General features: G+C 58.7%; 15 protein-coding genes. 11 read left to right on the top strand and 4 right to left on the bottom strand.

Annotated features, from left to right (window positions below; translation table 11 throughout):
- Positions 1-2 precede the first annotated feature (2 nt).
- The 3 genes from SO058_RS10580 to ybaK all read left to right on the top strand — a co-directional run bounded on the left by SO058_RS10580 (position 3) and on the right by ybaK (position 3,628).
- Entirely contained in the window at positions 3-1,181 is a 1,179-nt protein-coding gene (locus tag SO058_RS10580) for an ABC transporter permease (RefSeq protein ID WP_320842968.1), read from the top strand.
- Between the two features lie 19 nt (positions 1,182-1,200).
- A complete protein-coding gene (locus SO058_RS10575) occupies positions 1,201-3,051 on the top strand; it encodes an S-layer homology domain-containing protein (RefSeq protein WP_320842967.1) in 1,851 nt (616 codons plus the stop codon).
- Positions 3,052-3,148: 97 nt separating this feature from the next.
- The gene (gene ybaK, locus SO058_RS10570) at positions 3,149-3,628 is read left to right on the top strand and encodes a Cys-tRNA(Pro) deacylase (protein ID WP_320842966.1); all 480 of its coding nucleotides are present in this window, start codon (positions 3,149-3,151) and stop codon (positions 3,626-3,628) included.
- On the opposite strand, the gene SO058_RS10565 is transcribed toward ybaK, so the two are convergent.
- Positions 3,615-4,385: a hypothetical protein gene (locus tag SO058_RS10565; RefSeq protein WP_320842965.1), complete on the bottom strand. Its 771-nt coding sequence runs from the start codon at positions 4,383-4,385 to the stop codon at positions 3,615-3,617. The genes ybaK and SO058_RS10565 overlap by 14 nt on opposite strands.
- 115 nt (positions 4,386-4,500) lie before the next feature.
- Here SO058_RS10565 and SO058_RS10560 point away from each other — a divergent pair, with 115 nt between their 5' ends.
- Genes SO058_RS10560 through SO058_RS10540 form a run of 5 tightly spaced genes read left to right on the top strand, consistent with a single transcriptional unit; the run spans position 4,501 to position 8,119 of the window.
- On the top strand, positions 4,501-5,013 hold the full coding sequence (locus SO058_RS10560) for a YqeG family HAD IIIA-type phosphatase (protein ID WP_320842964.1): 513 nt from the start codon (positions 4,501-4,503) through the stop codon (positions 5,011-5,013).
- Positions 5,006-5,869, top strand: a complete 864-nt coding sequence (locus SO058_RS10555) for a TIM barrel protein (RefSeq protein WP_320842963.1) — start codon at positions 5,006-5,008, stop codon at positions 5,867-5,869. The genes SO058_RS10560 and SO058_RS10555 overlap by 8 nt, the downstream gene beginning before the upstream one ends.
- Entirely contained in the window at positions 5,866-6,300 is a 435-nt protein-coding gene (aroQ, locus tag SO058_RS10550) for a type II 3-dehydroquinate dehydratase (RefSeq protein WP_320842962.1), read from the top strand. The genes SO058_RS10555 and aroQ overlap by 4 nt, the downstream gene beginning before the upstream one ends.
- On the top strand, positions 6,297-7,364 hold the full coding sequence (locus SO058_RS10545; protein WP_320842961.1) for an aminopeptidase P family protein: 1,068 nt from the start codon (positions 6,297-6,299) through the stop codon (positions 7,362-7,364). The genes aroQ and SO058_RS10545 overlap by 4 nt, the downstream gene beginning before the upstream one ends.
- Positions 7,365-7,381: 17 nt before the next feature.
- Complete coding sequence (locus SO058_RS10540; RefSeq protein WP_320842960.1) at positions 7,382-8,119, top strand: GNAT family N-acetyltransferase; 738 nt, start codon at positions 7,382-7,384, stop codon at positions 8,117-8,119.
- A gap of 17 nt (positions 8,120-8,136) precedes the next feature.
- On the opposite strand, the gene SO058_RS10535 is transcribed toward SO058_RS10540, so the two are convergent.
- From SO058_RS10535 to SO058_RS10525, 3 genes are all read right to left on the bottom strand, one after another.
- Positions 8,137-8,376, bottom strand: coding sequence for an HPr family phosphocarrier protein (locus tag SO058_RS10535; RefSeq protein ID WP_320842959.1), 240 nt, complete (start codon positions 8,374-8,376; stop codon positions 8,137-8,139).
- A 197-nt stretch (positions 8,377-8,573) separates the two neighbouring features.
- Positions 8,574-9,899 (bottom strand): aspartate--tRNA(Asn) ligase, encoded by a 1,326-nt coding sequence (gene aspS, locus SO058_RS10530; protein WP_320842958.1) that lies wholly within the window; start codon positions 9,897-9,899, stop codon positions 8,574-8,576.
- Between the two features lie 85 nt (positions 9,900-9,984).
- Positions 9,985-11,430, bottom strand: a complete 1,446-nt coding sequence (locus SO058_RS10525; RefSeq protein WP_320842957.1) for a lipopolysaccharide biosynthesis protein — start codon at positions 11,428-11,430, stop codon at positions 9,985-9,987.
- 348 nt (positions 11,431-11,778) lie between these two features.
- Here SO058_RS10525 and SO058_RS10520 point away from each other — a divergent pair, with 348 nt between their 5' ends.
- Genes SO058_RS10520 through SO058_RS10510 form a run of 3 tightly spaced genes read left to right on the top strand, consistent with a single transcriptional unit; the run spans position 11,779 to position 15,488 of the window.
- A complete protein-coding gene (locus SO058_RS10520) occupies positions 11,779-12,819 on the top strand; it encodes a sugar ABC transporter substrate-binding protein (protein WP_320842956.1) in 1,041 nt (346 codons plus the stop codon).
- Between the two features lie 45 nt (positions 12,820-12,864).
- Complete coding sequence (locus SO058_RS10515) at positions 12,865-14,394, top strand: sugar ABC transporter ATP-binding protein (RefSeq protein ID WP_320842955.1); 1,530 nt, start codon at positions 12,865-12,867, stop codon at positions 14,392-14,394.
- A gap of 5 nt (positions 14,395-14,399) precedes the next feature.
- Complete coding sequence (locus SO058_RS10510; RefSeq protein ID WP_320842954.1) at positions 14,400-15,488, top strand: ABC transporter permease subunit; 1,089 nt, start codon at positions 14,400-14,402, stop codon at positions 15,486-15,488.
- The last annotated feature ends 30 nt before the right edge of the window (positions 15,489-15,518 follow it).

Below are 15,518 nucleotides of genomic sequence, written 5' to 3'. Positions count from 1 at the left end.
CGATGGGATTTACACAAGCGTTCAAGCTGGCGTTTAAAAGCCTCGCGGGCAGCAAGATGCGCGCGTTTTTGACCATGCTGGGCATCATCATCGGCGTCGCGTCGGTCATCATCCTGGTGTCGCTCATGCAGGGCATGACGGGCGAGGTGACCTCGATGTTCGAAGACATGGGCACCAACACGCTTTCCGTCATGATTACGGGCCGCGGCTCATCGCGTACCGTGGATGTGGATGATTTATATGACCTGTATGAAGAAAACACCGACGTTTTTCTCGGCCTGTCCCCGACCGTGTCGGTGAACGGCACCGTGAAAACGGGCACCGATTCCGACTCGTTTGATTCAACCAGCGTGACCGGCGTGTCCGAGCAGTATACCGAGATCAAGGGCTATACGCTTGCAAGCGGGCGGTTTATCAGCTATGCGGATCTTGAATCACGCGGCAAGGTCGCGGTGGTGGGCACCTATATTGCCGACACGGTTTTTGGCGGCGATCCGGTCGGCGAGTCCATCAAGATCAACGGCAATGCCTTTACCATTGTGGGTGTGATGGAGGAACAGGGGGATTCGACCGAGGGTTCGGCCGACGACTGCGTGTATATCCCCTATACGACCGCGTCCAAGCTGACATTCGGCCAGATTTCCAGCTTTACGTTCGCCACGCGGGACGTTTCGCTCAACACACAGGCGACCGATCTGATCGATGCCGCGCTATACGCGGTGTTCCAAAATGAAAACTACTATACCATCAGCGACATGCAGGAGATCGTTGACTCCATGGAGGAAATGACCGGCATGATGACCATGGTGCTGGTCGGCATCGCGGGCATCTCGCTGCTGGTCGGCGGCATCGGCATCATGAACATCATGCTGGTGTCAGTCACCGAGCGCACGCGCGAGATCGGCATCCGCAAGAGCCTGGGCGCCAAGCGCAGGGATATTATGCGCCAGTTCGTCATTGAGGCGGGCACCACCTCGGCGCTCGGCGGGCTAATCGGCATTGTGTTCGGCGCGCTGGTGGCGGTCGTTCTGGGGCGGGCGATCGGCATTGACGCGGACCCGAGCGTGTCGGCGGTGCTTCTGAGCTTTGGTGTATCGGTGTTCATCGGCGTGTTTTTCGGATTTATGCCGGCGAGCAAGGCGGCCAAACTCAATCCAATCGACGCGCTGCGGTATGATTAAAAGGGAGGATATCGTTTCTATGAAAAAACTTTTTGCGTTGACCCTTTGCGCGGCAATGCTGACCGGCCTTGCGCCCGCCGCATTCGCGGCTTCGGAGACGTCGGATGACGTGATCCAGCAGGTCGTGAGCGCCATCGGCATCATGACGGGCGACAGCAGCGGCAATATGAACCTCGATCACAACGTCACGCGGGCGGAGTTTGCCAAGATGCTGGTATGCGCGTCAAGCTATAAGGATAAGGTCAGCTCGTCCTCCAATTCGTCGCCGTTCAAGGATGTGCCCTATACAAACTGGGCGGCAGGCTATGTTAAGACGGCGGTGCAGCAAGGCTGGCTGACCGGCTATCTGGACGGCACCTACCGTCCGTCGAACCCAGTCACGCTCGAGGAGGCCGCGACCGGCTGCCTCAAGTTGCTCGGCTATACGACCGAAGATTTTTCCGGTTCCTATCCATATGGCCAGCTCGCGCTGTATGAATCGCTTGATCTGGATACCAAAATCACCGCGTCCAAGGGTATGAATATGACGCGGCGTAATATGATGTATCTATTCTACAATTTGCTATCGTCCGACACCAAGGACGGTAAGGCATATGGCGAAACACTGGGATACTCGCTCGGCGCGGACGGCAATATCGATTACCTGAGCGTGCTCAGCGGCACGATGGAGGGCCCTTATGTGGTGGAAAGCACACTGAATGCGGTCGTTTCGCCCGGCGGCAAAACGGTTTACCGCAACGGCTATGCATCGAGCGCGGACGCGGTGCGGAAATACGATGTGGTGTACTATACCGGCTCGACCATCTGGGCGTACGCCAACGCGGTGACCGGCACCTACCAGTCGGCCTCGCCCTCGGCGGCGTCGCCGTCCACGGTCAAGGTCGCGGGCAACGATTATACGGTCGGCACGGGCGAGGCCGCGCTCGCGCTGTCCTCGCTCGGCGGGCTGAATGTGGGCGATATCGTCACGCTGCTGCTCGGACGGGACGGAGAGGTGGTCTACGCACTGCCGGCCGCGGATTATGCGGGGGCGCTGGCGGGGGTCGTGACCGCGGTCGGCACCGCAACCTATCAGAACGCAGTCGGCAATTCGTATTCGGCGCGCACCATCACATTGACCGCGACCGACGGCAATTCCTATCAGCTTCCCTGCGACAAGACCTCGATCAGCGAGGGCGATTTTGTGAGCATCGGTTTCGGAGAGTCCGGAACCGATGTTTCTTCACTGAAATCCAATACGCTCTCGGGCAAGGTGTCGGGCGATACAGTCGGCAAGCTGACGATGGCAAAGGATATCCGCATTTTGGACGTCAGGGATACCTTGGCGGGGCGGGTCTACGCCTCGCGGCTGGACGGTGCGACGCTGGATTCCTCCGATGTGCGCTGGTATCAGACCAACGCCGCGGGCGAGATCACCGATCTGATCCTGAAAGACTTTACGGGGGATCTGTATGAATACGGCCTGATCACGAGCGCCAAAGAAGAATCGAGCGGCATGAGCCTTTCAGGCAGCTATACCTATCTGCTCGCGGGTGAAAAGAAAACCATCTCGACAAACGGCAAAACGCTGGGCGCGTCCTATGGTCCGGCGCGGCTTACCATTGAGAACGGACAGCTTTCCGCGGTGCGCGCGCTGGAGCAAATAAAAACACCGGACGCGGTGACGCTGCTGGGCGTGACCAAGGACGATGAAAGCTGGCTGTTTGCCGATGACTGCGCGGTGTATCTCTATGCAAACAGCAATTACAGCCTGCTGTCTCTGACCGAACTGCGAAATAACTTTGATTCCTACAATATCACTTGTTATTACGATAATGAAACCCGGGACGGCGGCCGTATCCGCATCGTGGTCGCCCGCGCCAAGGGATGAAAAGGCAAAGAAGCGCCTCAAACGAGGCGCTTCTTGCTTTTTGCCCAAATCGGCTCTATAATATATGGTGATTTTGAATAAACAGGAGCGGATCAGGATGGCGGCAGTCAAAACCAATGTCATGCGCGTGCTGGAGCAGCATAAAATTGCGTATACCGCGCATGAATATGAGCACGGCAAGGAAGCGGTCGACGGCGAGACGGTGGCGCGCCTGCTCGGGCAGAACCCGGAGCAGGTGTTTAAAACGCTGGTCGCGCGGGGCAGGTCAGGCGGCTTTCATGTGTTCGTCATCCCGGTCGGGCGCGAGCTGGATTTGAAGAAAGCCGCCAAAGCCGCAGGGGAAAAGTCGGTCGAACTGGTGCATGTCAAGGAACTGCTTGCACTGACCGGCTATGTGCGCGGCGGCTGTTCTCCGGTCGGTATGAAAAAGGCGTTCCCGACCGTGTTTGACGAAACCGCCTCCGCCCAGCCGACGGTCATGGTGTCGGCTGGCAAGATCGGCTTTCAGGTCGAGTGCGCGCCCGAAGCGCTTATCGCGCTGACACATGCCGGTTTAGCGCCGCTCACGGCTGATTGAGCAGGGCTTCCGCGTCTGGATAGAGCGCAAACACGGTATGCACACCGCAGCCGGAAAGCTGCGCAAGCTTGGCCTCAATGGTCGAACGGTCGTCGAACAGGACGAAGTGTGCGTTCCCGCTCTCGTCGGTATAAGTAAAATACTTGGCGCATAGCTCGCGCGAGAAGAACACCTGCGAGCCTGTGCGCTGCAAAAGCGCGTTTCGCGCGTCCTCTGCAAGCGGTTTGCCGTCCGGCGAATTGGAGGGGAGCGTGAAATCGCGCGAGACGGGCTGTAAAAACGCAGCGACCCGCCGGGCGCCGTGGATTCCCTGAAGCGAGGAAAAATACGCGGTTAGGCTGCCGCCCGAAATCGCGGTTTCGACGGTCAGCACCGCGTGCGATACCGCGCGCTGGCACGACAGCGGCACATAGAGCGGGATGCCCGCCTGCTCAAACACGCGGTCGAGCGCATGGAGCACCGCGCGCGCTTGGGGCGTGTCCCGTTCAAAGTCCGCAAATACGCCGGGCGCGGAGGTCCGCTGCGCTTCATACAGCAGATCGGCCGCGAGGCGGTCGGCGCCCAGGTCCGGGAGGGAATCGGGCAGATCGCGCAGGCCGAGCAGGCAGCGGGTCGGTACGGTAGACAGCTGTAAACGGCGCAGCGCCCCGGTTTCGGTGACGCCGAGGCAGAGATGCAGCACAGGCAGGCCGCTTTGCACGGCCTTGGCGGTGTCGCGTCCCGAGCAGACCAAAATCAAATTTTTTGTTAACACCATAATCCATTCCCTCCGTGGGCAGCCGGATGGGCCGCCGGTTTTGACTGGACTTTGTCCGGAAAATCCTTTACACTATATGTATTCCCCCGAATTTTCAGAACGCAGGAGAGAGCGAATGAAGAGCCTGATCCCCGATTATGTTTTCGATTCCATATACGATATCACCCCCGATTTTCTGCGCAGGCACGGCGTGCGCGGCGTGCTGATCGACTTGGACGGCACGATGGCGTCGCACAAGGCGGCGCTGCCCTCGGAAGCGCTCACGCCATTCATGCGCGGTATGCAGGCGGCGGGGCTAAAGGTGCTGGTTTTTTCCAACAACAATGCACGGCGTGTCGGCAAATTTTGTGAGGCGCTCGGCGTGCCCTTTATCAGCCGGGCGAAAAAACCGTTTCGGCGGGGCTTTCAGGCGGCAGCAGAAAAGCTCGGGCTAGAAACGAGGCAGCTCGCCGTGGTGGGCGACCAGATCTTTACGGACGTGTTCGGCGGCCACCGCGCGAACGCGCTGACCTGCTATGTGCAGACACTCGACCGGCGGTTTTTCTGGGTGAACGTCCGCTATCAGCTGGAGCGCGGCTTTATCGACCGCGGCAAAAAACGCATGGAGGCGAGCATACGGCATGAATGAACCACGGTTCGGCCCGGCGGGGAACGCGGAGTCCTTTTCCGCCGCCGGTTATAAAAAAAGCGAGGACGCGCCCGCGTGGCTCGCCCAAATGGGCTTGACCGCGTATGAGTACCAGTGCGGCCGGGGCGTGCATGTCGGCGCGGAGACTGCGGGCAGGATCGGCGCGGCCGCGCGGAAAAACGGCATCCAAATGAGCATCCACGCGCCGTATTTCATCAATCTGTCGAGCGAGGAACATGAGCGCATGGAGAAAAATGTGCAGTATGTGCTCGATACGGCGCGCGTCGCCGCGCATCTGGGCGCAGTGCGCATGGTTGTCCACTGCGGCGGGCAGGGCAAGCTGACGCGCGAGCGCGCCATGAAAAATTCCCATGAAAACGTGCGCAATATTCTGCGCGCTTTGGAGGAGGAACGGCTTACCGGCTGCACCGTCTGCCTGGAAACGATGGGAAAGAGGAGTGTGCTTGGTTCGGCGGAGGAGGTGTGCGAGCTGGTCGCGGCAGACGACAGGCTGCTGCCCTGCATCGATTTTGGTCATTTGAACGCCCGCACGGGCGGCGGTATGAACAGCCGCGCGGCCTATGCCGCCCTGTTCGATCTGATGGAGAACACCATCGGCGCCGCGCGGACAAGCCGGTTCCACGCGCATTTTTCGCGCATCGAATATAACGACAAAGGGGAGATCCGCCACCTGACGTTTGCTTCCGACCCCGGCTTTGGCCCGGATTTTGCGCCGCTGGCCGAGGAGGTGGCGCGGCGCGGCTACGCGCCGACGTTTATCTGTGAATCGGCGGGCACGCAGGCCGAGGACGCGGTGACTATGAGCAATCTCTATAAAGGAGCGACACAAAAATGAAAAAAGTTCTTTTGCTGCACGGCCCCAACCTGAACCTGACCGGTCTTCGCGAGCCCGGCGTTTACGGCACGGAAACGCTGGCTGCCATTAACGCCGAGGTGGTTGACAAATGCGCCAAGCTCGGCATGGACTGCGCGGTGTTCCAGTCCAACTCCGAGGGCGCGCTGATCGACCGCATCCACGCCGCGCGCGAGGACTGCGACGCGATCATCCTGAACGCGGGCGCGTACACGCATTACAGCTATGCCATCCGGGACGCGATCGCCGCCGTCCGCCTGCCGTGCATCGAGGTGCATATGTCCAATGTGCACGCGCGCGAGGAGTTCCGGCACACCTCGGTGCTCGCGCCCGTCTGCGCTGGCGTGATCGCCGGCTTTGGCAAGCACAGCTATCTGCTCGCGGTCGACGCGGTCAAGGCGGTGCTGGGATGAACCGCGTGGAAGACCTGCGGCGGATGCTCGAGGACGCGCCGTTTGACGCGCTCGTGCTGACGAGCGAAGTGAACCGCCGCTATGCTACCGGGTTTCATTCTTCGGCGGGCGTGTGCTACCTGTCGCGCCGGCAGGCCGTGTTCTACACGGATTTCCGCTATGCGGAAGCCGCGCGTGCCGCGGTGGACGGCTTTGCAACGCGCGAGATCGGCGCGGGCAGGACGTACAGCGAAGCGGTGAACGCCCTGCTTGAGGAAGACGGCGCAAAAACCGCCGCGCTGGAAGACGGCGCGCTGACCTTTGCCGACTACACACGCTGGTCGGGCGCGCTGCATGCGGAAACCGTGCCGCTCGGCGGCCGTCTTGCGTCGCTGCGCGCCGTCAAGGACGACGAAGAGATTTCGTCAATCGTGGCGGCGCAGCGCATCGCGGAGCAGGCGTTTTCCGAGGTGCTCAATGAGATTAGGCCGGGCGTTTCCGAAAAGGAGATCGCCGCACGGCTGACGTATCTCATGCTGCATTATGGGGCGGAGAATATGTCGTTCGACCCGATCGTGGTTTCGGGCGCAAACAGCTCCAAACCGCACGGCGTGCCCTCGGATAAGGCGATCGAAGCGGGCGATTTCGTCACCATGGATTTCGGCTGCATCTACGAGGGCTATTGCTCGGACATGACGCGCACGGTAGCGGTCGGCCATGTGACCGACGAGATGCAGCGTGTATACGATACGGTGCTGAACGCGCAGCTCGCGGGCATCGCGCGCGCCAAGGCCGGGCTGCCGGGGCGCGAGGTGGACGCGGCGGCGCGGCGGGTCATTGAGCAGGCGGGCTATGGCGATGCGTTTGGGCATGGCTTTGGCCACAGCGTCGGCCTTGAGATCCACGAAAGCCCGAACGCCTCTCCCGGCGCGTCTGAGCCGCTGCCCGCGGGCTGTGTGCTGACCGCAGAACCGGGCGTCTACCTGCCCGGTAAGTTCGGCGTGCGCATCGAGGATATGCTGTATATCATTGAGGATGGCTGCGTCAATCTGACCGAAGCCCCCAAAAACCTGATCGTGCTTTAATGGTACGGATCAGGGATATGGCGCGTATCGCGCCGCTGTTTGCCGGCTGGGAGGAGACGATGGTCTGGTCGGTGCTGCAGGGGAAAATGGGCGCGGCCTATGCAGACAATGCGCAAGCCCCGCGCGCGGCGCAGCTCTGCATTGCAGATTTTTGTTTTCTGGCAGGTGCGCCAAATGGGGAACTGGCCTCGCATCTGCTGGGCGAATTCGAAATATGGATTCCCCGCACGGAGGATTGGCAGTCGCTGATCGAACGGCAGTGGGGAGAAAACGCAAAGACAATCACCCGCTATGCCTTTGACGCGCAGCCGGCGTTTGACCAGGCGTGTCTGCGGGCGTTCGTCGGGCAAGCGGCGTATCCGCTGCAGTTGGTGGACGAACCGCTGTACCGCGCGCTGCGTTCGCAGGAGTGGAGCCGCGATCTGGTATCTCAGTTTCCGGATTTTCAGGCGTATGCGGCGCATGGCGTCGGCGTCGCGGCGTTAAACTGTGGAGAGCCGGTCTGCGGCGCGTCGACTTATACGTATTATGACGGCGGCATCGAAATCGAAATTGATACCAAACCAGAATTTCGCCGTAAAGGGCTGGCGCGCGCTTGCGCGTCCGCGCTGATTCTGGAATGCCTGCGCCGCGGCCTTGTCCCCTCGTGGGACGCAGCCAACCCGGAGTCTGCGCATCTGGCGCAGACCCTCGGTTTTGGAGAGCCACGGGCGTATCTAGCTTATGAAATCACAAAAAAAGAACCGCTGGCTTAGCCAGCGGTTCTTTTTTATTACTCGTCGTCGATTTCGAGATAATCAGCGAGATCCTTGAACAGCGCGGTGGGGTCAACGTCGTCCTCGAGCACGATCTGCAGCGGCTCGTTGAGCGAAAGCAGGAACATGCCGAGCAAGCTCTTGGCATCTACCATGCCGCTCTTGCCGTGGATCCAGATATCAAAGCCGTACTTGGTGACAATCTTGTTGATCTGCTGGATATCATCGGTATTCTTTACGCGGATGCCTCTGGTCATACTTCAGTTACCTCCTCTTGAATGCGATACATTTCATGATTCTGCTATCATTATAGCATAATCCGGACGAAAGAAAAGAATTTTTTACAAGAATTCGCATTTTCATCATTTTTCTGCCAACGGGAGGCTGCGTGCACACAAAACTGGAAGATGTGCACAAATTGAAAATGGACAAATTGTGAATATTGCTGTATCGCTTACGGCTCCAGCCGGTTCATATCGCGCGGGAACATGGAAGCGTCGCGCACGTTTGCGAGCTTCAGAAGCTGCATGGTCAGGCGTTCAAGGCCGATGCCCAGACCGCCGTGTGGCGGCATACCGTATTTGTGCAGCATCGTGAACGATTCAAACAACTCTGCATTCATATTGCGCTCGGCAAGCTTGTCGATCTGCTCCTGATAGTCGTGGATGCGCTGGCCGCCGGTCGTAATTTCAAGGCCGCGGAACAGCAGGTCAAACGATAATGCGAGCTTTTTGTCATCGGGGTCGTCCATGGCGTAAAACGGGCGCTTGGAGGACGGGAAGTGCGTGACGAAAACAAATTCGCTTCCATGCTCCTGCTTCGCCCAGTCGCACAGCATGACCTCTTCGTCGGGATTGAGATCGTAGCGGTTCTTGGACTTATGCCCGAATTTGCTTTCCATGATTTCCTTGGCTTCATGGAAACGGATGGAGGGGATCTCCTTGATCTCCGGGATATCGGCCTTTAGCAGCGCGAGCTCCTCGGGACAGTGCTCTTTGACATAGTTCAGCACATATTTGAGCATGCCGGTCTCCATCTGCATCACGTCGTACATCGAATCAATGTACGCCATCTCAAAATCGAGGCCGATATATTCGTTCAGGTGGCGCGAGGTGTTGTGGCGCTCGGCGCGGTAGACGTTTCCGATCTCGAACACGCGGCCGAATACGCCCGCGGTATACTGCTTATAGAACTGCGGCGACTGCGCGAGGTAGGCCTGCTGGCCGAAGTAATCGAGCTTGAAAATGTTCGCGCCGCCCTCGGCGCCCGCCGAAACGATCTTGGGCGTGTGGATATGCGTGAAGCCCTGCGAGAGCATATACTCGGCAAAGCCGTCCGCAATGGCGCCCTGCACGCGGAACACCGCCTGCTTGATGGGATGGCGCAGCGTCACCGGGCGGAGCGGCAGGTCGACGTCGAGCGAAAGCCCCATATATTTTTTGCCGAGCGGCACGGGGAGCTGGTCGTACGGCCGGGCGAGGATGGAAATGCGTGAAAGCACGACCTCGACGCCGTGCTCGGCGCGGGGCTCCTCATGCACCTTGCCCGTGACCTCGACGACCATCGCATCCTTAACGTCCGCGCGCTGGATATCGCCGAGCGTATCCCCCTGGAACGTGCACTGGACAAGGCCGCGCTCAGTGCGCACGATGAGGAACGCAAAGTCCGACATATCGCGCACACGGTGCACCGTGCCGCGGAACGTGACCTCCTGGCCGACGCTGTTTTTGACCAGTTCGACCGTATCCGTATACTGTTTGGGATCGTTAATAAATTCCATTGTTTCAACGCCTCTCTGTTTCAGCATTTTCATATAGGGTAATATTATACCACTTGACCGGTTTTTACGCAAGTAAAACCCGGGTTTAGCGGTGGATTTTGCTCATAATCGCCTGAAATTCGGCCTTGCCCTCGCCGGAAAGGATGATGGCCGCCGCGTAGACCGCCGCACCCGCTGCGACTGCGAGCGCCAGCCGCGCCAGATTGCCGAGCGGCAGGAGCGTGCAGCCGAACGCCGCTGCGCCGCACAGCATCGCGCTGGCGAGAATACGGATCAAACGTATGGCGGGCACATGGAACAGGAACCGTTTCCGCACGCGGACCGCCGTAATGATGAAATACGAAGCAAACGCGACGACCGAGCCCAGCGCGCCGCCCGTAAAGCCGAAGGCTTTCAGCAGCACGATGCTCGACAGCACCTTGATGACCGCCGCGGCCGCGCTGTTTTGCAGCACCTGCACGGTCGACTGCTCGAGCTCATACGCTTTGTTGGCGTATTCGGTCAGCCCCATGAAGAGCATGGCGAGCGCGGTGTACGCAATGACCGGCGCGCCCGCGTCGTAGCCGGCTTTGAACAGAAAACGGCTCATGGGGTAGGACACCGCCCACAGACCGGCCACTGCCGGCAGGGCGATCAGTAGGTAGAGCCGCACGCCCGCGTCAAGCAGGGGCTTGGCCTCGGCCTGTCCGCCCTCGCGCCAGCCGCGCAGCACGGCGGGGTACACGCCGCGCATGATACCGGCGGAGATCATGGTGAACAGCCCGCTGGCGATCGAGTTGTTGGTCGAATAATAGGCATACTGCACATCGCCGTAAAAGCCGACAACCAGATATTTGTCAATCTGGTTGAGCAGCGCGACCGAGATGGAGACTCCCATCAGCGGCAAGCCGTAATGCAGGAATTTTCGCAGCAGCTCCTTGGAGAAAAAACGCAGCCGCACGATGACCGGCAGGCTGAGCGCGAATGCCGCGCCGACGGCGGCGATACCGTCCGCGATGGTGTTGGCCGCAATCGCGGGAGCGGGCGAGGGGAAATTGGATCGCCCGCCAACGAGCGCGAACGCGACCGCCAGCTTGAGCACAGCCGACGTGAGCGAAAGCACGATGGACGCGCGCACCCGCCCGAGCTGGATGAGCGCCGCGTTTAAAATCTGAAACGCGGTATAGGAGCAGAACATAAGCGCGCCGCCAAGGTAAACCGGGTCGTGCGTGACCGCCGCGCCTACAGCACAGCCCGCCGCCATCAGCAGGCACAGCAGGATATAGATGGTCGACACAGTCGAAAACAGTCCGCGGCCCTCGTCCGCCTGATATTGTTCTCCGACATACCTCGTCGCCGCGTTGGCCATCCAGCCCGCCAGAATCAGATAGGCAAGCTGCACGGTTGTGTTAGTCAGGTTAAATGCGGAAACCGCGGGCTCAAGGAAAATGCGCGTATACAAGGAGGAACACGCGATGATCAGCAGCCCTTCGACCACTTTGGCCGGCAGGAAAAGCATGGCGTCGCGCGTCATGGTATTTTTGGAAGACAAGGGGACACCCCGCTTTCAGACAGATATTATTAGTATACCATGGATCCAGCTTTCTGGCAACGACCACCGGAATTCGGATGGTTTTTTGAGGTTTGGTAAAATAAATAAATTCCGGAGGAGTTTTTAGTTACAATTAATAAAATGGTTAAAATAAGTATTGACATTTTTGAGAAAGACGTTAGAATGTTCATATAAACCGATGGAAACCTTGACAATAGCATAACGAAAAACGAAAAAAGATACGGAGGTGGCACCGCGAAAGAGCGGTCCGGGAACGGCCGCGCGGCCCTAGGGGCTGTGAGAGAAGTGAAAGAAAGAAACCGTGCGAAAGAAAGTGAGTGAAGAGCTATGAAAAAGAATACGTTTGCAAGAACGCTTGGACTGATCCTATTGAGCATGACCCTGCTCCTGACCGCCTGCAGCAACGGCGGCGACGGTTCTGCGGAACCGAATGCCGATGGCGGCGGAAAATCCGGCGACACGATCAAAGTCGGCGTAGCAAACCGCACTTTCAAAGAATCCGCATATTTGTTCATGCAGCAGGGCTCCGAGGCGAAAGCAAAGGACTATGACAACCTCCAGATCGATTGGCAGGCCTGCGACCTCAATATCGCACAGCAGAAAAACATTGTCGAGAACTTTATCAGCCAAGGCTATGACGTTATCGCCATCGAACCCTGCGATTCGGTTTCCATGGTGCAGCAGGCGCAGGAAGTGCGCGACGCGGGCATCAAGCTGATTTTCATTGAGCAGAAAATGGACGGCATTGCGCCGGACGTCTGGATCACCGGCAACAACTATGAGATTGGCTGCATGCAGGTGGAAGATTTCGTCAAGCGCTGGGGCGAGGATAAGCCCGCGACCTGCGTTATGCTGGCAGGCACGGACGGCGACTTTGCCGCCGAAGAGATCAAGCGCGGCGTTAAGGACACGGTTGCGAAATATCCCCAGCTTGACCTGGTTTTTGAGCAGACCATTCAGGATTGGGACCGTGAAAAAGCAATGAAATCAATGGAAGATGCGATCTCGGTGCATGGCAATAAAATCAACGTCGTATTTGCGGCGAACGATGGCATGGCGCTCGGCGCGTACAAGGCCGCGCAGAACGCGGGCTATGAGAAAGATATGCTGTTCTATGGCGGCGACAACGACCAGGAAACCAACGAGATGATCTTGGCGGGCGCGGAAAACATTTTTGTCGTCGACCGCGGTTCCTATGCGCATGGCGAAATGATCACTGACGCGGCTTATCAGCTGGCGACTGATGGCGAAGCGGCTTATGACGAAGAAGACGACGAAGGCTATAAGTGCAAATGGGCGAAGCTCACGATGGTCGGCTACGACAATATGGAGCCGAGCAAGATCAAATTCCCCGAACTGTTTAAATAAAACAGACGCTCCAAATTGGAAAACCTGAGGGGAAAGGAAGCCATTATGAGCCATATCAAAATGGAGCACATCACAAAGCAGTTTCCGGGTGTTGTGGCGCTGAACGACGTATCGGTAGAGTTTGAAGAGGGCACGATCACCGCGCTTTGCGGCGAGAACGGTGCAGGAAAATCGACCCTCGGCAAAGTGCTGGCCGGGATCTACGACCATAAAAGCTACGACGGTGCGATCTATATCCGCGGACGGCAGGTGTACTTCCGCAACACGCTGGACGCGGAAAAGGAAAAGATCGTGCTTGTGCACCAGGAACTGAACCTGATCCCGGACCTGACCGTGGAGGAAAATGTCTTTCTGGGCGATTACCCGGTCAAGTTCGGACATGTCGACTACGACGAAATGACCCGCCGCACGCTGGAGATTTTCAAAGAACTGGAGATCCAGATCGACCCCAAGGAGACGGTGCGCAATCTGTCCACCAGCCTGCAGCAGATGGTCGAAATCACCAAGGCGATCGCGCGCGATCCCGAGGTCGTTATCTTTGACGAAGCGACCAGTTCGCTCGCCGCCAAGGAGATTCACACTTTGTTCGCCATCATGCGCAAGCTCAAGGCAAAGGGCGTTACCATCCTATACGTATCGCACAAACTGGAGGAGATCTTCGAGGTGTGCGACCGCGTTGTCATCCTGAAAGATGGGTCGTATGTCAACGAGGCGCCGGTCGCCGAGATAGACCGTGACAAGCTGATCACCTGGATGGTTGGTCACAGCATGAGCGACCAGTTTCCGCCGCACGACAAGGATCTTGTCCAGCGGGACAAGGTACTCTTCGAGGTGCGCAACTGGAACGTGTACAAGACCGGCACCAACAAAGCCGACCAGATCAAAACGGTCGATAACCTGTCGTTCCACGTGTGCGCGGGCGAGGTCGTGGGGCTATACGGGCTGATGGGCGCGGGGCGCACCCGCCTGCTCAACTCGATGTTCGACAGTGAGCGCTACCAGCACGACGGGCAGATCTTTGTAAACGGCAAGGAGGTCAAAAACCATACCGCGCTTGATTCGATCAAGTGTGGCTTGGGATATGTGACCGAGGATCGCCGCAAGACCGGGCTGTGCCTGATCCATTCGGTCAGCGAGAACATCCTGCTCGCCTCGCTGCGAAACTATGCCAACCGCGTCGGCTGCATCAGTGACAAGAAAGGCACAGCGGCGCAGGACGAAATGGTGAAAAAGCTCGGCATCAAGGTGGCGGATATCAATAGCTCGGTGGCCAAGCTCTCGGGCGGCAATCAGCAAAAGGTGATCTTCGCCAAGTGGCTGCTGAACAACCCGCATGTGCTGCTGCTCGACGAACCCACGCGCGGCATCGACGTGGGCGCGAAAAAAGAGATCTATTCGATATTGAGGAAACTGTCGGAAGCCGGCGTCGGGGTCGTGCTGGTATCCTCGGAAATCCCCGAGGTCATGGGCGTCAGTGACCGGATTCTGGTCGTCAAGGGCGGCAAGATCGCCGCGGAAATAGACCGCAGCGAAGCCACAGAAGAGCTGCTGCTCAAAAACGCAATTGGAGGGTGAGGGTCATGACGCAATTAAAAAAGATCGATTGGAAAAAATACACCTCGATCATCGGGCTGGTGCTGCTGTGCATCATCTCGATCATCTTAAACGATAGCTTTCTCACGGCGCGCAATTTGATGAACATTGTGCGGCAACTGGCGGTGCCCGGCCTGCTCGCGATCGGCATGACCTATGTCATCATCTCGGGCGGTATCGACCTTTCGGTCGGCGGCATCTGCGCGCTTGTCAGCGTGCTGTTCGCCATGCTGCTGCAAAAGGGCATGGGCTTTGGCGTGGCGACGATCGCTATGCTTGGCCTCGGCCTGCTGCTCGGCTTGTGCTACGGCTTTTTCGTGGCCAAGGTCGGCATCCCGCCGTTTATCGTGACGCTGGCCGGCGTCAACGTCTGCAAGGGCGTGGCGCTCGTGCTGACGGACAGCGCGGCCGTCGGCGTGACGGAAAAGGTGACGCTGGGTATCGGCAGCCTGAGCCTGCCGTCCGTGCCTTCGCTGGTGCTGCTGGCGGTCGCCGCGGCGTTCTGCGTCTGGCAGATGGTCAAGGGCGCGAAAAGCGGCGCGTTCCGTTGGGTCAACATCGTCTATATTGCGATCCTGGCGTACTGCGCGTACTTAGTGCTGAACAGCAAGGGTGTGCCATATATGGCGCTCATCTGCATCGCGCTGATCCTGGTGTTCAACTTTGTGCTAAATCATACAGTGTTCGGCAAGGGCATTTACGCGGTGGGCGGCAACATTGATGTGGCGCGCATGGCGGGCGTCAAGACGGTGGGCGTGCTGGTGAGCGTGTACGTGGTGGACGCGATGCTGGCCGCGCTTGGCGGCGTGCTGACAGCGGCCCGCTTGGGCGCGGGCGCTCCGACGATCGGCACCAACTGGGAGCTGGACGCGATCGCCGCGGTCGTCATCGGCGGCACGAGCATGACGGGCGGCTCGGGCAAACTCAGCAAGACGGTGATCGGCGTGCTGCTGATCGGCGTACTGAACAACATGCTGTCCCTGATGAACGTGCAGACCAACGTCCAGATGATCTTCAAGGGCCTGATCATCCTCGGCGCGGTCGTACTTGATAAGGTGACGTCGACCCAGAAGTAAAATAACGGCAAAGATGCGCGCGCTGTGCGG

It is taken from the genome of Agathobaculum sp. (assembly GCF_034098985.1).
Classification (GTDB): Bacteria; Bacillota; Clostridia; order Oscillospirales; family Butyricicoccaceae; genus Agathobaculum.
This window is presented reverse-complemented; position numbering and strand designations above follow the sequence as displayed.